19 protein-coding genes are annotated in these 20493 nt (G+C 33.1%); 9 read left to right on the top strand and 10 right to left on the bottom strand.

The genetic code is table 11. The annotated features are described in order from the left end of the window. Window positions 1-364: 364 nt before the first annotated feature. Window positions 365-874 (top strand): pyridoxamine 5'-phosphate oxidase family protein, encoded by a 510-nt coding sequence (locus tag ACMT7R_RS06625; protein ID WP_415310833.1) that lies wholly within the window; start codon window positions 365-367, stop codon window positions 872-874. Window positions 875-1350: 476 nt separating this feature from the next. On the opposite strand, the gene ACMT7R_RS06620 is transcribed toward ACMT7R_RS06625, so the two are convergent. The 3 genes from ACMT7R_RS06620 to ACMT7R_RS06610 form a co-directional block, all read right to left on the bottom strand. Continuing rightward, complete coding sequence (locus tag ACMT7R_RS06620) at window positions 1351-2451, bottom strand: alpha/beta fold hydrolase (protein WP_415310832.1); 1101 nt, start codon at window positions 2449-2451, stop codon at window positions 1351-1353. Window positions 2452-3062: 611 nt separating this feature from the next. Further along, window positions 3063-3341 carry a hypothetical protein gene (locus ACMT7R_RS06615; protein WP_415310831.1) on the bottom strand — a complete coding sequence of 93 codons (279 nt, stop codon included), beginning with the start codon at window positions 3339-3341 and terminating at the stop codon, window positions 3063-3065. 313 nt (window positions 3342-3654) lie between these two features. Beyond that, window positions 3655-4269, bottom strand: a complete 615-nt coding sequence (locus ACMT7R_RS06610) for a hypothetical protein (RefSeq protein WP_415310830.1) — start codon at window positions 4267-4269, stop codon at window positions 3655-3657. 293 nt (window positions 4270-4562) lie between these two features. Between ACMT7R_RS06610 and ACMT7R_RS06605 the strand changes: the two genes are divergently transcribed. The 7 genes from ACMT7R_RS06605 (at window position 4563) to ACMT7R_RS06575 (ending at window position 13924) form a co-directional block, all read left to right on the top strand. After that, window positions 4563-6638 (top strand): proton-conducting transporter membrane subunit, encoded by a 2076-nt coding sequence (locus ACMT7R_RS06605; RefSeq protein ID WP_415310829.1) that lies wholly within the window; start codon window positions 4563-4565, stop codon window positions 6636-6638. Then, window positions 6638-7594 (top strand): respiratory chain complex I subunit 1 family protein, encoded by a 957-nt coding sequence (locus ACMT7R_RS06600; RefSeq protein ID WP_415310828.1) that lies wholly within the window; start codon window positions 6638-6640, stop codon window positions 7592-7594. The genes ACMT7R_RS06605 and ACMT7R_RS06600 overlap by 1 nt, the downstream gene beginning before the upstream one ends. Before the next feature lie 14 nt (window positions 7595-7608). Next, on the top strand, window positions 7609-8286 hold the full coding sequence (locus ACMT7R_RS06595) for a hypothetical protein (RefSeq protein WP_415310827.1): 678 nt from the start codon (window positions 7609-7611) through the stop codon (window positions 8284-8286). Further along, window positions 8279-9817 carry a hydrogenase 4 subunit F gene (locus tag ACMT7R_RS06590; RefSeq protein ID WP_415310826.1) on the top strand — a complete coding sequence of 513 codons (1539 nt, stop codon included), beginning with the start codon at window positions 8279-8281 and terminating at the stop codon, window positions 9815-9817. The genes ACMT7R_RS06595 and ACMT7R_RS06590 overlap by 8 nt, the downstream gene beginning before the upstream one ends. Before the next feature lie 110 nt (window positions 9818-9927). Next, complete coding sequence (locus tag ACMT7R_RS06585; protein WP_415310825.1) at window positions 9928-11706, top strand: NADH-quinone oxidoreductase subunit C; 1779 nt, start codon at window positions 9928-9930, stop codon at window positions 11704-11706. Then, window positions 11706-12650 (top strand): NADH-quinone oxidoreductase subunit NuoB, encoded by a 945-nt coding sequence (nuoB, locus tag ACMT7R_RS06580; RefSeq protein WP_415310824.1) that lies wholly within the window; start codon window positions 11706-11708, stop codon window positions 12648-12650. The genes ACMT7R_RS06585 and nuoB overlap by 1 nt, the downstream gene beginning before the upstream one ends. Window positions 12651-13699: 1049 nt before the next feature. Beyond that, entirely contained in the window at window positions 13700-13924 is a 225-nt protein-coding gene (locus ACMT7R_RS06575) for a hypothetical protein (protein ID WP_415310823.1), read from the top strand. A gap of 108 nt (window positions 13925-14032) precedes the next feature. On the opposite strand, the gene ACMT7R_RS06570 is transcribed toward ACMT7R_RS06575, so the two are convergent. Beyond that, window positions 14033-14443, bottom strand: coding sequence for an ATP cone domain-containing protein (locus ACMT7R_RS06570; RefSeq protein ID WP_415310822.1), 411 nt, complete (start codon window positions 14441-14443; stop codon window positions 14033-14035). Between the two features lie 113 nt (window positions 14444-14556). Here ACMT7R_RS06570 and ACMT7R_RS06565 point away from each other — a divergent pair, with 113 nt between their 5' ends. Continuing rightward, window positions 14557-15471 carry an NAD(P)/FAD-dependent oxidoreductase gene (locus ACMT7R_RS06565; protein ID WP_415310821.1) on the top strand — a complete coding sequence of 305 codons (915 nt, stop codon included), beginning with the start codon at window positions 14557-14559 and terminating at the stop codon, window positions 15469-15471. 121 nt (window positions 15472-15592) lie between these two features. On the opposite strand, the gene ACMT7R_RS06560 is transcribed toward ACMT7R_RS06565, so the two are convergent. From ACMT7R_RS06560 to ACMT7R_RS06535, 6 genes are all read right to left on the bottom strand, one after another. Next, window positions 15593-15871: a hypothetical protein gene (locus ACMT7R_RS06560; RefSeq protein WP_415310820.1), complete on the bottom strand. Its 279-nt coding sequence runs from the start codon at window positions 15869-15871 to the stop codon at window positions 15593-15595. A 664-nt stretch (window positions 15872-16535) separates the two neighbouring features. Further along, window positions 16536-16919 (bottom strand): hypothetical protein, encoded by a 384-nt coding sequence (locus tag ACMT7R_RS06555; protein ID WP_415310819.1) that lies wholly within the window; start codon window positions 16917-16919, stop codon window positions 16536-16538. A 553-nt stretch (window positions 16920-17472) separates the two neighbouring features. Further along, complete coding sequence (locus ACMT7R_RS06550) at window positions 17473-17973, bottom strand: cyclic nucleotide-binding/CBS domain-containing protein (protein ID WP_415310818.1); 501 nt, start codon at window positions 17971-17973, stop codon at window positions 17473-17475. A gap of 270 nt (window positions 17974-18243) precedes the next feature. Further along, window positions 18244-18711: a universal stress protein gene (locus tag ACMT7R_RS06545; RefSeq protein WP_415310817.1), complete on the bottom strand. Its 468-nt coding sequence runs from the start codon at window positions 18709-18711 to the stop codon at window positions 18244-18246. A gap of 368 nt (window positions 18712-19079) precedes the next feature. After that, window positions 19080-19571 carry a hypothetical protein gene (locus ACMT7R_RS06540; RefSeq protein ID WP_415310816.1) on the bottom strand — a complete coding sequence of 164 codons (492 nt, stop codon included), beginning with the start codon at window positions 19569-19571 and terminating at the stop codon, window positions 19080-19082. Window positions 19572-19592: 21 nt separating this feature from the next. Beyond that, entirely contained in the window at window positions 19593-20423 is an 831-nt protein-coding gene (locus ACMT7R_RS06535; RefSeq protein WP_415310815.1) for a class I SAM-dependent methyltransferase, read from the bottom strand. Window positions 20424-20493: the final 70 nt, after the last annotated feature.

The following is a 20493-nucleotide window of genomic DNA, read 5'->3' as shown; positions in this document are numbered from 1 at the left end:
AAGGTCGTTTCGGACCTAGAAATTAATAAAATTTTATATATTTATCAGGACGTTTTCACTAGTTAATGTTGTGAAATATGAAATATTATCGAACTTTTTGTTACTAATTCGCAATAAATAAAACAGCATAATGGAGAGGATAAAAGAGAGAGAGTGTATACAAAAGTTCACTAGCACACATCGGTATTACAAATTTCATATTTCCTTTGATTACATACAGAGATAACTTGTTTTGAGTGTTCAAATCAATATCGTTTCTGTTGCTCTCTCGCTCTCTCGATTCGAAGCTCTTTCAGAACTACTACTAAATCTGACTGTAACTTTTTAATCAATAATATATAATACTCTAGTTATGTGGGGGGATTTGGATAAAGATCAAATCGATGATTTTTTAAAATCAGAATTAATAGGAAGAATAGGCTGCTTTGATGATAACAGGGTATTTGTAGTTCCTGTCACTTACGCTTATGATAATGGATATATTTACGGACATACAAAGGACGGATTAAAAATTCAAATGATGCGAAAAAACCCGAATGTATGTTTTGAAGTTGATTGGATGAAAGATATGAGCAATTGGAAAAGTGTGATTCTTTATGGAACCTTTGAGGAACTAAAAGGAGATGACGCTAATAAGGGATTGGAGATTCTGATGAAATCCATCAGGACTAATTTGGATAAAAAATCCCTTTGGTCTGAAACCACTGATCATGATAATTTAGGTTTAGAAAATTCCGCGTTTCTACACTCCTATTTATCGCCGTTTTTACATAGTAAGAACAATGAAATTTTTGAAATTGTAGTATATCGAATAAAAGTAAGTGAAGCTACAGGAAAATTTGGAGATAATACGAAATCCAATTCGTATTACTAGAATAGGATTCTAATAGTACTCCAATTTAAGGAAGAAATGAATGTTTGATTTATACCATTAATTCTTTGATCTAGTGTTTACACTCTACCAACAATATGTAAATACAATGATAGATACACAAGCCGTTTTAAAATGCACAGTAATGTCAGTTACATACGCTTTTGTTCAGTTGTATTTAGGGTCTGTGCTTGAGCTTGGTTGATGGCTTGAGTAAGGAGGGAACTGTAAGCTGAAATTATGGTCACTACTAATACGGCACCGATCCCAAATATTCCAATTGTTTATTTTATCTGGTTTTTTCATTTTATGTTTGACAAGGAAATAATGTTACTACTTTTACATATGCTTTTTTTAATAATGACTCGATTTATAGCAAGCAAGAATCATCTTTTAAGAATTTTTTAAAAGTGGATAGGGGATTAGATTCCTCTCTCTGTGTCGATACACGACTTCTTTTTATTCATCAGCTCAAATATTTATGTAACTGAAAGAAAGAACTCTATTATTTCATTTACAGTCTCAGGATACTGCTGCATCACACCGTGACCTCCATCATGTATTTGGATTAACCATGCACCTGGTACTTTTTCTGCTATTCTTAATGAATTAATAGGTGGAGATGTAATATCTTCGGTTCCAGTCATAACCAACACGGGTTTATCGATAGTTGATATGCTATTACAGGAGCCTTTCCATTTGCCCAATGCCTCGCCATATTTTAAAAGATTTTCTTGGGACACCTGAGGAAGGATAAATGTTCTGTTTATCTCATCACTATTTTCTCGTATCCACTTATCAGGAAATAAAGCATGCAAAAATAGTGACTTATTTGCCGTTCCAGTTTGCATACTTTGTAAATCACCTGGTGATAGTTGTGGTGGTAAAGATTCTCTTCCTCCACAGGATGAGGCAATCACAATAAGATGGTTTACCTTTTCTGGATGGGACAATGTAAGTTCCTGTGCAATCATTCCCCCAAGAGAAAGACCTAACACATCTACTGGTTTTTCAATCTCCAATGCTTCTATAAATCCAGCCGTATCATTAACGAATTGATCCATTGAAAAAGCCCTGTTACCAGCGGTTGTTTCCCCAATTCCCCTGTTATCTAATGTAATAACAGTGTGATTCTCTGACAATTCATTTAGTATCGGTCCCCACATTTCTTTAGTCATTGAAAAACCTGGAATCATTAAGAGAGGGTCTCCTTTTCCAAATACCTTGTATGCTATATCTATATCTCCGACTTTTATCTTTTGAGATGTCAAGTTGTTATCTGTTATTATTGCGCCGCTATGCAGAGAAGTATTTTTTTGGATTTGACCAACATTTGTTTGATTAGTTACATCCAGATTGATATTACTTGTATTATTAATAGTCTCTGTAAACGTTCGCTGAACTTCTCTATTAATTGCGGACTGCAATTCCTCCTGGCTTTGTCGAATAGATTGGTCTAGAGATGTTGTTGCATAAACTACGCTAGGTTTCAAACTCGATATAAAAAATAGGCTGCTTACAATATTTGATGAAAAAATACTGATAATTAATACAAAAGTTGCAATCTGAGGGATATTCATACTATGTTTGTTTTGATCTTATTAATAAGATTTAGAACAAAAATTTCTCTGCTAGCTTCATAACAGAAGATAACATCATTTTCAAATTATTGGCTAATATTGTTTAAAATGGATATTATGTGTGAAGTTGGTATGTTGAATTATTAGGCAAGTTCACTGTGGCAACGAGGTCTTATGATGAAGAATTTCCAAAATCATTTCATGGTTTGCACATAAAATTTCTTCTGTATATCCGGCTTGCTTAAATCGAAGTCAAGGTAATTGATAAAATTAAAATGTATTATTCCTTTTCTATATCCAGAGTATATCAAATTTAGATCCTATAGTATCATTTGCAAGGCTTTCAATCGCTAACTTGATAGTAATGGATAAGATTATTATTTTACGCAAGTTCAAAATCAGCCAGTGCATCATGAATTTCAAAAGATCGTGAGCCTATCTATTCTTGTGATTTCGGCGGGATAAACAAAGGTACAGGGAAGGGGATTCGAACCCGTTTCTTGCATTCACAAGTTTGTTTTTTTGAAAGTTAAACGTGAATTGCTTCAATTTTTGGTGATTGTTTTATATCGTATTCAATATATTGAGCTAGCCCATATATTATATCACATTTATTGTGCTCTGTGACCTTCTAGCGTAGGGAGTCCTTGCTTATAGTTTATGGTTATATTGTCTCCCTTTTGATAGGGACAATTGTTTATAGTACGTGGTATTCCATCAGATGCTTCTACAACACAGGTATTTCCTTCTTTAAGTTGAACGAAGACGCTTTCTTGTACACCAGAACTAAAAAGTTGGGTCAATGAACCTCCCATTAACATAAAAACAACTACTACACCTGCAACGACAAATAGTAATGCCAACCATTTAGGTGAGAACTCAAAATCCATGACTGTTTCTTATGAAGATCTAATCCATATAACAACTGATCTTTCTCTCTTTCTCTTTCTCTCTCTTTTTCTCTCTCTCTGTGTGTTACAAATTTTCTTTTTCATTTATTATCAACTTAATTTTACTAATACTCTTCTATCCGTATATTGTAATTCACCACGACCGACTAATTAATAGTCAATCGCATTATAACCCAGTTTCAAAATATTATGGGTTTAAGCAGTCAATAAAGAAATTGTAACATTGCATAAAAAAATTACAACTGCATTGTTTGAGATATTTCAATTAAAGGAATCGAAACCTCTTTTAGAACTATGGTTGTTCCTCGTGAGCATATCCTTTCTCAATTAGGAAATCCTTAATCTCTTTGGACTCTGTTATCATAAGATCTATACTTCTCAATAACATTGCATAAAAAAATTCCATTGATTCATGACTCCTCTGACAATTAGGACAAATATTTGTATCTTTTATTGGCAAGAATTGATGAAGCTCTCTTTTTGATGAAAATTTTTCGTAAATTTCATCAAATATTTTCATTATAGGCTGGCGTAGATCATCCATTATTCCTTCTGTTATTCCATTAACCTTAATTATTGCGTCAAATTCCTTGTCAATACCATATTTACCCCAAGATCCTCTCTCACAAACAAATCTCTTCTTCCTTTCACCCTTTTCCTTTTTTTGTCTAGGATAAAGGAACACATATTCCAATCTGTACAATTCTTTCAAAGTTGTGTATACTATACTTACAGGGATCTGTTCCTGCTGTGTTATCTCTTCAGCAGTTATTCCCTTCGCACCTGCTTGTCTTATTCGATCCATTATTCGCCAAGTGGATTCTTTAGATAAAATGTCAGCTTCTATATATGATTTGACAGGAAAATGTGTCAAATATGTTCTCAATTTTTTACTTTTTTGCTTCAACTACTAATATTATATCGGCTCAATTCTTAAATTTTGTGAAATTCATAATTTCTATAATTTGAATATATTGTAATTTACATATTTTTCATCAGCAATATTTTGATTTATTCATCTTAATTTGGAGGATAATCTGAATTTGTAGTGTATTAAATCAGTTGATCTGATTTTCTCATTTTTTAAAAAACTCAAAAACTCAAAATTTCAGAAATACATAACAATTAAATATTGATGTTCTTGTACAAATCTCGAGTTTCCTATAATGATAAAATTTTCAGAGGATTTAGACGGTATTTATGATTTCAATGTTTGAACACTCGATACCATTATTTTGGATGGTCATAATATCTTTTGTCTCTGGCGCTTTGTTCTCTTTATTGCTTAGAAAACACGGTGGTGGAAAGCCTTTTTTCATTCCTACTATCATCGGATCCATCTTTCTGATAATACTCTCGTTGAATGTGATAATGAACGGCAGTTCTATTCATATTGAATTAGCACCTAACAATGTCTTTTCGTTCAATGAATTCCTTATAGATGGGATAGCTGCATTTTTTATTCTTCTTATAGGGTTAGTTTCCTTGTCAGTGTCGATATATTCTTTGAGTTACATTAAAGAGTATATTGAAAATAGACATGTACCTGTATTTGGATTTTTTTTCAATGCTTTTATACTTTCCATGTTCCTTTTAGTCTCATCAAATGATATTTTCTCATTCATTGTATTTTGGGAATTAATGTCTCTGACATCTTTCTTTCTTGTAATATACAATCACAAAAATGATTCCAGCTTGAAATCTGGAATAATCTATTTAATTATGACCAATCTGGGTACTGCGCTGATATTGGCTTCACTTCTGTTACTTTCATCTCAAACTGGAAGTACTAGTTTTGAATCCTTTAGATTGTCTTCAGATACTTTTTCTGTAACAATGAAAAATATCGTTTTCATACTGGCCTTTATTGGTTTTGGCACAAAGGCAGGTATCGTACCTTTACACATGTGGCTTCCCTACGCACATCCATCCGCTCCGAGTAACGTGTCTGCATTAATGTCTGCTATAATGATCAAAACCGCCATTTATGGATTGATAAGAATCATTTATGATTTTGGTGGGGTGGGTTCAGGTGCAACGGATAATTCTGAATTTGCTTGGTGGGGATTGTTGTTTGTTACCACAGGTGCGATATCCTCAGTAGTGGGTGTATTATACAGCGTAATTGAAAAAGATATCAAACGTGCTCTAGCATATAGTAGTATAGAAAATATAGGGATAATTTTTATTGGAATGGGATTGTCTATTGTATTTCTATCTTTTAATTTAATCTATCTATCTGCAATTGCAATGTTAGCTGCAATGTATCATTTGTTAAACCATTCTATTTTTAAAAGCCTTTTATTCATGGGTGCTGGCGCTATAATTTTTAGAACTCAAACTGCAAATATGGAAAAATTGGGAGGGTTAGTCAAAAGGATGCCATGGACTTCGCTTTTCTTTTTAGTAGGGGTGCTTTCAATTTCTGGTTTACCTTTTTTCAATGGTTTTATAAGCGAATATCTCATGATGCTCTCTTTTATATCTTCATACCGTATTCCTGATGTCGTTATTGCAATCTCTGTGGGTTTTGCAAGCGCGGCGTTTGCACTGACTTTGGGGATCGTTTTGGCCACCTTTGTAAAAATTTTTGGGATTTCTTTTCTCTCAAAACCTCGAAGCGATATAATTTACAAGATAAAGGAAGTTCCTCGCACAATGCTTGCAGGAATGGGGATTGTTGCTATCATGTGTATTACTTTAGGATTGATTCCCGCAATTGGTATAGATATGATAACTCTTGCATTCAATTTTCAGTTGCCTTTGAATCAACCAATATTTTCGTTTGGTTCGATTTGGTCTGAGTCTGGAACAAATAATACAGTTTCTGGACTTTCGTTGCCAGTGGTTTCCGTGATATTTGTATCAATTCTGGCCGCGACAATAGGGTTTCTATATGGAGTCGGCGGTAGAACAAAACATAGAATTACTGAAACTTGGAGCTGTGGATTTGTCAATCTAAACGAAAGAATGCAATATACGGCTACTTCTCTGTCTCAACCTATACTTCACGTATTTAGAAATTTCTACAAGCCGTCTTTGGTTATTGAACATATCCCATACCACTCCTCTAATCCCTACATTAAAAAATCAGTTAAAATTCACGTTTCTAACAAAAATATTATTGAGGATTTTATATATGGACCAATTATTAGAAACGTACTTAAAGCAAATAAAATAATGAAAAAAATTCAGACGGGAAAAGTTAATTTGTATTTACTCAATGTCTTGGTGGTCATCATCTTGCTTTTGGTATATGTGAGGTTATTTCCATAATGCCTTTTGATATCGCTCAATCCGTGTCCGGGATTCTTATTGGTATTATTCAATTTCTGACCATTATAGTACTTGCTCCGTTATTAACCGGAATAATGCGAAAGATAAAGGCAATCACTCAAAAAAGGACAGGCTCTAGCATTTTTCAGACGTATTTTGATTTGCTGAAATTGATAAGAAAGGATGAAGTAATATCCGAAGAATCTTCTTGGATATTTAGATTCTCTCCTTGGATTATATTTTCTTCTACATTGCTTGTTGCATTCTTCGTACCAATCTTCTCGGTCTATTTTCCATTTGGTATGGGAGCTGATATCATATTAGTAATTGGGCTTTTTGCCCTCTCTAGGTTTTTTCTAATGCTGGCTGGACTTGATGTTTCTAGCGCTTTTGGAGGTATCGGTGTCAGCAGGGAAATGATGATTTCATCTTTAACAGAACCTGCACTGTTTTTGGTCTTATTTACTATCGCAGTAACGTTTGGTGCAACAAACATTGAAACAATTGTATCTCATGCCGCAGAATCATCCATTATGATATCTGCAAGCTTGTTGTTTTCGCTATTTGGTTTTTTTATTATTGTCATGGCCGAAACCGGAAAATTGCCTTTTGATAATCCGGCTACTCATTTAGAACTTACAATGGTTCATGAAGCAATGATCCTGGAGTTTTCAGGAAAAAGCCTTGCTCTTATTGAATTATCCCAATCTATAAAGCAAATACTCTTGTTATCACTTTTAATCAACATTTTTATCCCCTGGGGACTATCCACAACTTTTTCAATTTCTGCAATTATTATAGGGTTATTAGTTTTTCTTTTAAAAATGATATCTTTAGGCATGATGATCGCATACATTGAATCTAAGGTTGCTAAATGGAGACTATTCAGAATTCCTGATTTAATATTTTTGTCTTTGGCCAGTGGACTAATGGGTATAGTCTTTATTTATATTTGAGGATAGGATTAGAAATGGCTTATAATAATATTTTGATATTTTTGTCTGGTACATTACTGATTGCAACCTTTATTTTAGTCATAAAAAGAGAATTTTCGGGCTGGATTCAAGCTTATAAGTACCAAACAATCATCCTTTCTTTAATAACTGGGGCAATTGGTTATATCACTAATAACTGGGAGATATATCTTGCAGCAATTATCACATTTTCATTAAAGGCAGTAATTGTACCCAGACTTTTAACAAAGGTAACAGAAAAAATAAGTTACGACTTCAAAAATGAAACAAAGCCATACATTAGCATACGTATGTCACTTGTTGCTTCGACCATCTTTGTAGCGCTTTCGTATTTTTTAACTCAACAAATTCAACTGGGTGAAGATGTTATTGCCAATAGTTTTGTTCCTGTCTCCATTTCGTTGTTACTAATTGGCCTCTTAGTAATGATTGGAAGAAAAATTGCCCTTAATCAGATAGTTGGTCTTTTGATATTGGAAAATGGATTATTCCTGTTTGTTCTCTCCCTTACTCATGGTATTTCTTTAATAATAGAAATAGGCATATTCATAGACATTTTAGTCGGAATTGTAATATCGTCAATTCTGATACATAGAATTGGATACACATTTGATAGCATGAATGATATTGATCAGAAACGTGAAAACTTAGAGTACGCAGAGGAGGATGACTAGAAAGATGATAACCATGGCCAATTCAATAATCAAAATGTTGCCTGAATCATTCTTAATTATGTCTATTATCTTGACTCCAATTTTGAGTGGTATTCTAGTAACAATATTCAAAAAGAAAAGATTCCTAGAAACTTTCAGTGTTTTGTCAACTGCCTTTATTCTTTTTCTGACCTTTTTTCTGTTCCTATATATAGTTGATTTCAAGAAAATTACTCTATTCAACGAATTTTTTTATGTGGATTCACTGAGTATGGTTGTACTTTTGTTAATTTCTTTTGTCAGTTTCGTTTCCTCAATTTATTCTGTTAACTATATGGGAAAACAGTACCAAGATGGACTAGTTGATGATAAACATCTAGTCCGATATTATCAAGGATTCAATATTTTCATTTTTACAATGATTCTAGTCCCCATTATAAATAATACCGGACTAATGTGGGTTGCAATAGAAGCAACTACCCTGATATCTGTTTTATTAATCATGATTTACGTAAAAGAGGATGCAATAAGATCGGCCTGGAAATATCTCATAATCGCTACCGTTGGATTATCATTTGCACTAATTGGGACTATTTTCTTTTATTATGCGAATATTCATGATCCTTTATCGTCTGTTCAACCAGAGGAGGATAAGATAAACTGGACAAATATGCTACAAAACTCCAAACTTCTTGATCCTATGATTGTAAAAATAGCATTTATTTTCATAATAATTGGTTATGGAACAAAAGCAGGTATAGCTCCAATGCATACTTGGTTACCTGATGCACATAGTGAGTCTCCCACACCAATAAGTGCTATGTTGTCAGGAGTACTCTTAAACTGTGCTTTATATGGGATACTTCGTTTTCATCTAATAAGTAGCGGTTCAATAGGTGAAGAATATTCAGCTAATTTATTAGTCATTTTTGGACTATTATCAGTTGGCATTGCTTCTTTTTCAATTCTCTTTCAAAAGGATATGAAGAGGATGTTGGCATATTCTAGTGTAGAGCATATAGGTATAATCACTTTAGCATTTGGATTTGGAGGTCTCGTTGGTATATATGGCGCGATTTTGCATATGATAAATCATGCCATTGTGAAACCATTAATGTTTTTTGCAAATGGAAAGATTAGCCAGAAATACGAAACTAAAGCAATGTCTAAAATAAAAGGAATATTTACGATCATGCCTGTTACAGGGGTTATGTTTCTTATAGGAGGATTAGCAATAATAGGCCTACCTCCGTTTAATATCTTTTTAAGTAAATTTATGATATTATATTCCGGATTTAGTAGCAATAATAATATACTGGCCAGCACTGTTTTGATAATCCTGTTGGCAATAATTTTTGTCGGTTTTATAAGAAATCTAGTTATGATGTCTTTTGGTAAACCTAAAACACAAATTGATAATGGAGAACTTGGTAACCTTTCAATAATAGCAATGGGAATACTAGTTGCGTTTATAATAATATTAGGAATGTACATACCCGAACCCTTGGACACTTTAATCAATGATGCCGTGAAGATATTCAAAGTGGTATAAAGTAAAGAAGAGGGAGAAGCCAGATTGAAGCAGGAAATGATAACAGTAGTTGTGAAGGAAAGCGACGTTAGTAATTTAAATAATCTAACAAGTGAGGGGTCTGAGATAAAATGAGCCACCATACTTTTAACAAGAAAATCTTTGAATACGAGTCACTTTTCCTTGAAAAATTTAACGAAATAATACAGAGGATCCATTACAAAAACTACAATGAAATTCACATTTTGACGATCAGCCCAGAAGCCAGTACCGAGATTATTTATTTCATATATGATTATTTGGGATGCAGACTTGTTACCATGATATGTACAGATGAACGATATATTGAAAATAGACATGAGAAAAAAGTTGAATCGGGTAATTCTAAACGTGCATTTGACTTGATGAATAAAAGATATGATGGATTGAGTATTAGACATGTTTTTTCTAGCAAGACTGAAGATATTTTTTTCATAGTTACATCATCACTTCCCAATGTGGATAAGCCCACATATCCGAGCATAGTTTCGCATATACCATCTGCTGCTCTCTACGAAAGAGAAATTTCTGATATGTTTGGTGTCGTTGCCCAAGGGAACCCTGATGATAGAAAGCTTGTTTTACACGAACAATTGCCAGAGAATCATTTTCCGCTTAGAAAGGATTTTGATATAAAGACAAAAAATACAGGTAGTTTGGATAATCATTATGAATTTCTAAAAGTAAAAGGCGAGGGTATCTGTGAAATACCTGTAGGTCCAGTTCATGCTGGAATCATAGAACCTGGACATTTTAGATTTAGTATTTACGGCGAGAATATACTTAACTTAGAAACGCGCTTATACTATACCCATAAAGGTATTGAAAAACTAGCGGAAACAATGACTTTGGATGAAGCATTGCTTTTATCTGAGCGTATATCTGGTGATGAATCTGTGGCAAATTCTACAGCATATTGCCAGGCGATAGAGAGGATGGCTTCAATACAAATTCCTACGAAAGCAATGCAAATTAGATCGATTTGTGCAGAGCTAGAACGAATTTGGAATCACTTTGGGACGCTCGCAGGTATGTGTACTGATGTTGGGTTTGCATATGGAAGCTCAAGAATTAATATACTCAAAGAGAAAGTAATGCGCATAAATGAAAAACTAAGTGGCAGTAGACTCCTTTTTGGAGTAAACAGGATTGGTGGAGTAAAAGTCGATTTTAAGCCTACAACTCTGATCTTGATCTCTAAAGAACTATCTGATATACAACATGACTTTGAAAGTATGGTAAAATTATTACATAATACATCCTCCTTTATTGACCGTCTTAAAGGGACAGGTAGTATATCGAGTCATGACGTACTTGGATTAGGAGCAAATGGTGTAATTGCAAGGTGTACTGGGGTAGATATTGATACGAGAAAGAATAATCCCTATGCATATTACCCCTATCTTAATATGGAAAATATTCAAGGTATTGTTGATAAGATTGCATACGAAGTTGAGTTAAACAAACGAAAAGGCGATGCTCTTTCAAGATTTCAAGTCCGAGTTGTGGAAACAAGACACTCGATAGATATTATAAAAAAAATTGCGACAGATATTTTAGATAAAAGCACCAATTATGAGTCCTGCTATGCTCATCGAACCTGTAACGATGATAGTTTGGCTGTCAACGATCTGAAAAATTATCTTCAACCCTACGACAATGCGTTAGGATATAGTGAATCCCACAGAGGTCAAACTATTCATTGGGTCATGCTTGGAAAAGACATCAATAGGATTTTTAGATTCAAAATAAGAACGGCTTCATTTTGTAATTGGCCGTTGATAGAATTAGCTGTACAGAATAATATTGTTCCGGACTTTCCATTGATCAATAAGAGTTTTGATCTCTCTTATTCAGGGAACGATTTGTGATGAAGGAAAAGGATATCATCGATACTGTTACAAGTAAGAACAAATTTGATTATAAAGGCATATTGTGGTCTAACTCTAAAGACAAAACTAAAAGTGATATTTTAAAGAATAAACGCGTAACGATATCTAACCCAATCAAAGAAAATGATCAAATTTCTGAAAATTTTAAGGGCAAAATTAACTTAGTTACGTCTAAAGGTATCTGTGATTTTGAACTGAATGGAAAGGCAGATGAAATAGAAAATATTTGTCTATCAAATGCAATCAAAATAAGAAATAAAGAGAGTAACACAACTGAAGTAACATTAGATAACGGAAAGTGTTTTCTTTGCGGTAGGTGTGAAGAAGTATATCCTAATTTATTTAAGATGGGAAATAACCAAAACACTGCAGCAAGAAATAAAGAGCAATTGATAGATTTGGTTGAATTGCAACTACTACAAACAGACAAAAAATATTTGAATGAAACTATACATGAGAAAAGCTCCAATGGTTTATCCTACGAACAGGTTGGTAAGGAATTGAAAGAAAAGATCAACAGTTTATTTGGTAGATCTTTGGCGATTCGACAAGTTGATGGTGGATCGTGTAATGGATGCGAGATAGAGATAACTGCTTTGAATAATCCCATCTATGATATAGAACGATTTGGTGTTCAATTTGTTTCATCTCCTCGACATGCTGATGTGTTGTTAGTTACAGGCCCAGTATCTCAGAATATGGCTATTGCACTTGAAAAAACGTATCAGGCTACTCCTGAACCTAAAATTGTAATTGCCGTCGGAGCATGTGCATGCAGTGGAGGAATCTTTGGAAATACGTACGCCACAACCGGTGGCGTTGATACTCTGCTACCTGTTGAAGTATATATTCCAGGATGTCCACCCAGACCAGAAGCTCTCATTTACGGAATTCTAACGGCAATGAATAAGATTCAGGTTTGATTCTTCAAGTTTTAGTCAAGGTGTCAGTAAGGTAAATTTGGATTAATGATAAAGATATTCTATAGAACTGATAAAGTGAATATCTAAACAACTAGGATAAAAATATAGATGAATATTAAATCCGGTCGAGGAGATAATCAAATTTCCATAAATAATATAAAGAAAATAAGTAAATTAAGATCTGAATTTGCTGAGGAATATTGTTATTAAAGAATCGTTGTTTTTTTTCTTACTCAATAAGTAACTAAAAATCATGAAATGAAAAATCGAATCAGATGAGGTTTGGGACTCAAATCCATACCGTATAATCGTGGTTTCGTCAATATAACGTTTTGATCTATGAAAAGAGATGGGATTTGTTTACATGAAAGGTAGTCGCGGGTTTATTATTGCCTCAAATATGTAATAAAAAAGTTATTGAAAGAAATAATCTTCCTTATTATTGTCAGAAGAGTGACCGCATTTTGTACAGTTTTCTGAATTATTGGAAATCGTGCTCGCCTCAAAAGAATCTTCATCCATTTGAAGAGCTGAAGGATGTTCAAATCAACATTGCTTACACTTTAACATCATAGTCATGATAAAAAATAAACAATGATTTCTTATATGTAATTCTTGTTTGCAATTGCGTAATTAATATAATTTTAATTTGATAATCGATTAGCCGTTGATCAATTATCATCTGCATGTCAAATTGATCTGGGATTAAATATTATGTTGGTTATAATATTCTACTTTTATTTGATGTGTCAGACTCTTACGAGTTTGAGCAATGAATAAAGGGTAATAAGGCTACAGTCATGTCATAAGTTAGCCATCGAATTGGTCCTCCAATAAGCGCTATCATGCAACCCGCCTGATAGTCTCGTGGATAACAAAAACATGGGAAGGTCTGAGGTGCTCTATGTATTAGAGATGCCAAGTTTACTGTCATAAGAAACAAGACCTTTGTTGATGCCTTATTACATTTGAAAATTGTTTTGTATATATTTTAAATTATAAAATATACAGTTAGGAAAATATAAAAACCATTATTGCTATACTAAAATATGTCTAACATCACTGACACAGGTCTAACTAATAGAGCGTATGATATACTACGGACATTAGGTAAAGATGCTGACTTTTTATATGATACTATCGGTAAATATATCCAAGATGCTGAAAAGGACGGACGACAAGATTTAGTTGACATGTGGAAAACTATAAAGCAAGATAGAGAAAAACATATTAGATTATTAAAAGACGCATTAGAAAAAGAAATCCATCAATAGATCGGACATATCATCAATTTTTTAAATTTTAGTAGAAAGTCAATACACTTTTTATACTTTAAAAGAATTGGGTATTATTTCTTAATGTTCTTCTAATAAGTAAAATTATCAAATCACAGGTGGAAAATCCTTATCTTTTACTTTTTGTTTTGAATGTGTATTAACAGACAGTGAAACTTTAGAATCAAATTTATCATTTCTATTTAATTGTTCTTCTTTCAAATCTGTAACTTGGTTTTTACTATAGCCGGAATACGATTCTGCAATTGCACTTTGGTTTCTTTGTCTAAGCTCCTCTGTAATGTATTCTCTTAACTTGTTTGAATAAACAAAGTTATCAATTGGAGGATTATCTGCAAGTTTACTAGCAATCGATTCTGATATTTCCTTAGCCATCAAAAATGGTGTCCCAGCTCTGCTTATTCCTGTTAAAAGCTTTTCACTACTAAAGTTTTCTCGCTTTCCACTCTTTTTTTCAACTCTTAACTTCGATAGAGAAAATTCTGACTTTTCAACCATTATAGTATTATATTCAATTAAGTATAAAACCCTCATTATAATCCAGTTGCATCACTTTATCTTAAACGACAAATTCTTAAGACTATCATCATTACCGATTATTCGAGAATCGAATGAATGATCTTTTTGATTGTGCTATTATCGGAGGAGGTCCGGCGGGTTTAAATGCTGCCCTGGTGTTAGGACGTGCAAGACGAAATACCATTTTATTTGATAATAATAATCCAAGGAATGCAGTTACTCAAGAATCTCATGGATTTATTACGCGTGATGGAATTAAACCTAAAGAATTTAGAGAAATTGCACACAGAGATATAGCTAAATATCCTTCAGTCATGTATGAAAAGACAGAAATAATTTCAATAACGAAAAAAGGGCGATTATTTGAATTAGTTACCTCTGATAAAGAACTATATCAATCAAAGACTATCATCATATCTACTGGCTTAAAAGATGTTTTACCAGACATAGAGAATATTTCTGATTATTATGGTAAGAGTTTATTTAATTGTCCTTACTGTGATGGATGGGAAATGCGAGATAAACCCCTAGTTGTCATTATAGAAGAACAAACACAAGGTTTTCATTTCATTCAGACTGTCTACAATTGGTCTAAAGACCTTATTGTATGTACCAATGGCAAGTCCATTTTAAACCCTGAACAAAAGCGTTTGATTCAAAATAAGGATATAAAGATAATGGAAAATAAAATTAAAAACTTTGAAGGAAAAAACGGACAGATGGAAAAAATACATTTTGAAAATGGAGATAGTATGATTAGAAAAGGAGGTTTTGTTTTACCGCAACCAATACAAGCTTCTGATTTTGCTAAAAAATTAGGATGCGAATATAATTCGCTAGGTGGCATTTCAGTAGACTTCTACGGAAGAACAAATGTCGAGGGTGTTTACGCAGCAGGTGACGCTTCTGTATTTGCTCCTGCTCAATTAATCATCTCCGCTGCGGATGGGCTTAAAGCAGCAGCCGGTGTTAATAGAGATCTAATACAAAAAGAGTTTTTAGAATAAATTTATTAGTGAAAATTTAGTGGGTAATCAAAATCGATTCACTTTGTGGTTAAAGCTTATACCATCTGACTATATCCTAAAATGATTTCTCTATATGTGACTTTTTCAGATAGATTGGCAATTATTCATATATAGAGGAATGATTTCTTTGTGAAGGATTATTGAATTTCAGACCTTTAGAAGCCTTTCTAACGTCCTCCTTAATTAATACCTTTTTCTTCTTGTATATTTGATTCAAATCGTCTTCATCTGTCACCGCGGTATTACTTTCTTCTGTTTCCTTGATGGTTTGCTTTGCTTTTAGATTCCGATTAATAGACTGCTTTAGATCTATTACGAAAGTATAACTATCATCATTTTGATTATCTCTTAATACTCTAATTTTTGATTTCTTTTTCATTTATTTTCATATTCCTAAATAATCTTATCGAATTTCTTTGAATTTTTAGTTAATAGCACAGGCATTTGAATTGAAAACAGATGCTTCCAACAAGGAAGAATAAGAGATAGCAATACAACTACCTAAAAGAAAAATACTAATCTAAAAATTTTGTGGGTCGTCAGTGATTGCATTGATATACAGAAAAAAGGTTTGAATGAATAACAAATATTGATCTACTATGGTAACATGTAGAATCTGATCTCACCAGATTCAACTCGTTCCTTCACATAGACAATATTTGAAGTACATACAATAAGATGACTATTAAATATTAGAGTTGATGAATATGATTATGTTATATTTTATAGTATCTTTTTTCTCAAAAGAGTAAGAACTTGGTTATTAAAAAATACAAAGACAGATCATTTGAGGTGGGACTCGAATCCATACCGTATAATCGTGAAGTCATCAAGTAAACTATTGGGTCTATTGGATGGAATGGGTTTGAACCCGCTTCTTGCATTCACGGGTTTATACTTTGGTAGATAAAGACACGACTGGTATGTTTTGAAAACCGGGAGGATTCGAACCTTTGGCTATAGATGAGGGTTCCACTTAATCTATTAATATCAAGTAAATTCAAGTTCTTCTAAAGAGTATGCTATGCCAAAATAAGTAGATTTTACCAACTCATTACGATCACATTGTCATACTTGATGTGTTTTTCAGGGCCAAAGCCTTTGCCTTGGTAGATACTTCCGTTTATTACAAGTTCTTTATTATCAAATGATGCTCGTAATTCAATGTCTAATTGACCATAACCCCAAGCGCTCTTAAAAACTGCAGATGCATTATTTCTATCTAGAATTTTTGTTTGTAAAGATGTACTATAAAGTTTCAGGGTGACTTTTATTTTCTCATCAATGAAATCCAACTCCCAAGTAAGGTCGTGATGTCCTAGGCTATACGTTCCAAGTTGAACATAATGTATAGATGTATTCTTATCTTCCATAACTTTTCTTTGACGTTGTCCATCCCCGTAATACTCAACGATCTCAATTCCCATTAATTTTTAAATTGTTTCCCATCAAAAAGGTATTTCGGATGATTTCTATTTAACTTTGAGTAATATTTTGTTTTGCGAGTATGGGGAAGTTATTATCTTTAACTTTACTTTTGGTAATAACTTATAGGAACCTAAAAATTGTTAGTGTAATTGGTGGTTTATTTATCTAATTAATATTGACTGAAGAACTATGTGTGCTAATACGATATTCTCTGGACCTGATTATCTAATTAACTGTATTCATTTTACCTACCTACTTTGATAAATTCGTAATCTTCGAGTATCATTTTTAGATTGACATTATAAATAATTACCAACTAGCAGTAAGTTAGATTTATTATGTTATTGTTTTACTTGCCAGAATTCTGTATGCATGTAATAAATTTCTCATTCATTTTCTTTTATCTGGGTTCTTCTTCCAAATTTCTATCTTTTCTATGGTAAAAATATCAACTATTAAAGTATAATTATGCACTACTACCATACGCCAATGTATCAATTTTGAAAGATCGTTGATTCTTTCCAAAGGTACAACTAATGATAATGATAAAAACTATTTAAAAAATGAGTTGCTAAACCAATGATGTGCAAAGTCTTGGTACATATCCTTTTGTGGAATTGGAAGATTGCTGTCTGCTACCATGGTAATCAAATCCTTATTCTTCATTAAAGTATTGAATAAATCGTGTTCTGTAATAATACCTACAAAGCTGTTTCCCTCGAGTATAATAATTCTCCTTATTTTTCTTTCATACATCAGTTTCATTGCATCCAAAATTGATGACTGTGATGATAACGTAATGATAGGACAACTCATGAGTTCTTTGATAGGAACCTGCAAATTAACTAACTGTGTTGAACTTAGAATTCTGATTATATCTTTTTCAGTAATTATTCCGACTGGATTTTTACTTGCATTACTATCAACAATAACAATCGATCCTATGTCATTATCAAACATAATCTTGGATACTTCAAAAATATTCTGATTCTGTTCTGCGGTTTTAACATCTTTATTCAAAATATCCATGATGCTGATTGACTCTAAACTCATCTAATATCATGCTGGGTACTAAAAGTATTTAGGCTTTGTGAGAAGAATTTTATATTTTATCTATTCCCTCAGCAAAACTAATGATACTATCTTCATATTAATCTCAAAGCATAAATTATGAATTTTATATATGTGATTTAGAACTTTCTCTTGTATACTGGGTTTTAATCCACCAAAGGAAGTCTATTCAGAGACAAAAGAGCTATGATTCGACTATCGTCTTTTTTTGTCATTCTTTATATCTATCAATAGATCAAAATCAGATTATTCTTATTTTACTACTAAAACTGGACAATGAGCATAAGTCACAACTCCACTTGCAACACTACCAAGCAGCATTCTTTTCACCCCTGACGCTCCTCTTGTTCCAACTACAATTAGGTCAACTTTTTCATTCTCTGCAAACTCTACAATAGTAGAAGCAATACTATTTGTTTGTGCGTTCATTAGGATTTCAGTCCTTGTGGTAACAGAGATTTTTTCTGCATTATTTTTTATATTGTTCAATACCTGTTCAATTCTTTCTTTTTCTTTATGATATGCTTTGTCGAGTTCGTCCTCCGATCCCCATTCATAAGCATGTTTGCCATATAACCATGGCTCTGTTTGCAATACATTAACGATTATTAGCGATGAATTCATGTTTTTGGCTATCAGGAGAGCAAACTCTGCGGCTTCAAGTGATTTTTTTGAGTAATCAACCGCTGTCAGTATCTTTCCAATCGATTTTGAATTCATCCTATATATTTAACCACTAAAAAATGTTTATATACGTTCATGTTTTATGCCTTTAGACGTGTGATATATTTTAATACAGAAGGTATCATTGATGGATGACCTGTTATTTTAGCATTATATCTCCATGTTTCAATAATCTTTTAAAATAACTTTTGTTGATTCTTATCAATATATTGAAGGATAGTCATCAAATTAATATTACACAAAGCATAGATTTTATTCCAACTTATTTAAGGTCATCGCTAAAAACTGTCATTAGAAAAAGAGTACCATCCATAATAACGAATATCTTAAAAAAATAATAACATTGAACTATCAAAAAAAGCTGACCTAGTTATATTGTCAAAAAAAAGAAATAGATAAGATTATTAACGTATACCCCATCTTCCGACAACATTAGAATTTTCTTTCTGAGCAGTCTGTTCTTCCTCCTGCGGTTGTTCTTCAATATTGATATTATCCTCGGAATCGACCTGATTGATATCTTCTTCTGCTTGATTAGAATTTTCTGTCTTTGCCAAAACACCCTTATCATCACTTGGGGAGATAACGCCTATCCCCCAATGTTGACCGGAGCGAAACTGAAGTTCTGGTTGTCCACATGTTACTATGGTTCCCAAATCTGACCCACCCATCGTGCAACTTTGACAATAGGATTCTCCAAGACTTGATCCATTTGATTCTCTCCAACAACACGTCTTGAGATTATAGGTGGTTTTTGAGAAGCTACAGTTAGCAGAACTTTTGAATCCTGAAGAGGGATTTGCTGCAAATACATATGATAAAGTAGAACTAAATAACAGCATTACAATTACTAATGATACTACAACTATTATCGAAAATTTTAGTGGCTCTTTCATTGTATACACCATTGTGATTTACTACTTTTTTCCTACAGTTAACAGATAACCAAGTCTTAAACCGTTCTCAACTACATATGGATCTATTGCTTTTAGAAAATCAGCTCTTAACAATTCAGGTTGGTTTTCACTATCTTTCAATATCTCCAACACCTTAATTAGTGGTCCATATTTTGTGCTCATAAACTCCCAAAAGTGATTTGGACTAAGTATTGGAAATACCGTGGTTCCTCGATCAAAATAAATTTCCGACAGGTCATGTAGACGCTGTTGTATTATATCTGTATTTCCCCATAGAATTGGCGAGGGAGGAGAGTCTGGTTTTTGAGGCAAATGTTTAGAATTTACCCTAAATATAGATCCAATCGCAAGTTCGGGTGGCCAAGTAGCCAATCCAATTTTGCCTCCCTTTTTTGTAACCCTTATCAGCTCCTTTGCGGCGATATCGGGTTGAGTTGCAAACATGTGTCCAAAGGTTGATAGAACTACATCGAAAGACTCGTCCTCAAAGGGTAAGTCATGTGCATCCGCCTTCTTCCAGTTTATTCCACTAATTCCAGCAATTCTTTCTTCCTCTTTTGCGATTTCTAAAAGTTCTAATGTAAAATCAACTCCAGTTACATTTGCACCTCTTCTTCGAGCAGTAATTGCAGTGTTACCATTTCCACATGCCACATCAAGTACAGATTCTCCAGGTTGGATTCTTAGCAGGTTTACTAAATGAAAGGAGATTTGAGGTAGCATGGTTGATATGCTTCGGTAATCTCCTAATTCCCATACATTCGTATTTGCAGTTCCTGTTTTTGTACTTTTGGTATTTACGTCCAATTTCTCAATTATTTGTTTACTCATTACCTTTAGTTTACAAGGTAAACTATATAAATTAGTAAGAGTAAAAGAGGAAAGCAATAGTCATTAGGGA

It is taken from the genome of Candidatus Nitrosocosmicus sp. FF01, from assembly GCF_047711275.1.
In the GTDB taxonomy this organism is placed as follows: Archaea; Thermoproteota; Nitrososphaeria; order Nitrososphaerales; family Nitrososphaeraceae; genus Nitrosocosmicus.
Note: the sequence above shows the minus strand (reverse complement) of the source record. Positions and strands in the feature narration are given on the sequence as shown.

Coding starts and splice junctions, on each gene's coding strand:
- ACMT7R_RS06565 (WP_415310821.1), top strand. CDS start 14,557: ATGAATGATCTTTTTGATTGTGCTATTATCGGAGGAGGTCCGGCGGGT.
- ACMT7R_RS06575 (WP_415310823.1), top strand. CDS start 13,700: ATGTCTAACATCACTGACACAGGTCTAACTAATAGAGCGTATGATATA.
- ACMT7R_RS06605 (WP_415310829.1), top strand. CDS start 4,563: ATGATTTCAATGTTTGAACACTCGATACCATTATTTTGGATGGTCATA.
- ACMT7R_RS06600 (WP_415310828.1), top strand. CDS start 6,638: ATGCCTTTTGATATCGCTCAATCCGTGTCCGGGATTCTTATTGGTATT.
- ACMT7R_RS06550 (WP_415310818.1), bottom strand. CDS start 17,973: ATGAGTTTAGAGTCAATCAGCATCATGGATATTTTGAATAAAGATGTT.
- ACMT7R_RS06555 (WP_415310819.1), bottom strand. CDS start 16,919: ATGGGAATTGAGATCGTTGAGTATTACGGGGATGGACAACGTCAAAGA.
- ACMT7R_RS06585 (WP_415310825.1), top strand. CDS start 9,928: ATGAGCCACCATACTTTTAACAAGAAAATCTTTGAATACGAGTCACTT.
- ACMT7R_RS06570 (WP_415310822.1), bottom strand. CDS start 14,443: ATGGTTGAAAAGTCAGAATTTTCTCTATCGAAGTTAAGAGTTGAAAAA.
- ACMT7R_RS06590 (WP_415310826.1), top strand. CDS start 8,279: ATGACTAGAAAGATGATAACCATGGCCAATTCAATAATCAAAATGTTG.
- ACMT7R_RS06545 (WP_415310817.1), bottom strand. CDS start 18,711: ATGAATTCAAAATCGATTGGAAAGATACTGACAGCGGTTGATTACTCA.
- ACMT7R_RS06560 (WP_415310820.1), bottom strand. CDS start 15,871: ATGAAAAAGAAATCAAAAATTAGAGTATTAAGAGATAATCAAAATGAT.
- ACMT7R_RS06620 (WP_415310832.1), bottom strand. CDS start 2,451: ATGAATATCCCTCAGATTGCAACTTTTGTATTAATTATCAGTATTTTT.
- ACMT7R_RS06615 (WP_415310831.1), bottom strand. CDS start 3,341: ATGGATTTTGAGTTCTCACCTAAATGGTTGGCATTACTATTTGTCGTT.
- ACMT7R_RS06540 (WP_415310816.1), bottom strand. CDS start 19,571: ATGAAAGAGCCACTAAAATTTTCGATAATAGTTGTAGTATCATTAGTA.
- ACMT7R_RS06535 (WP_415310815.1), bottom strand. CDS start 20,423: ATGAGTAAACAAATAATTGAGAAATTGGACGTAAATACCAAAAGTACA.
- ACMT7R_RS06595 (WP_415310827.1), top strand. CDS start 7,609: ATGGCTTATAATAATATTTTGATATTTTTGTCTGGTACATTACTGATT.
- nuoB (WP_415310824.1), top strand. CDS start 11,706: ATGAAGGAAAAGGATATCATCGATACTGTTACAAGTAAGAACAAATTT.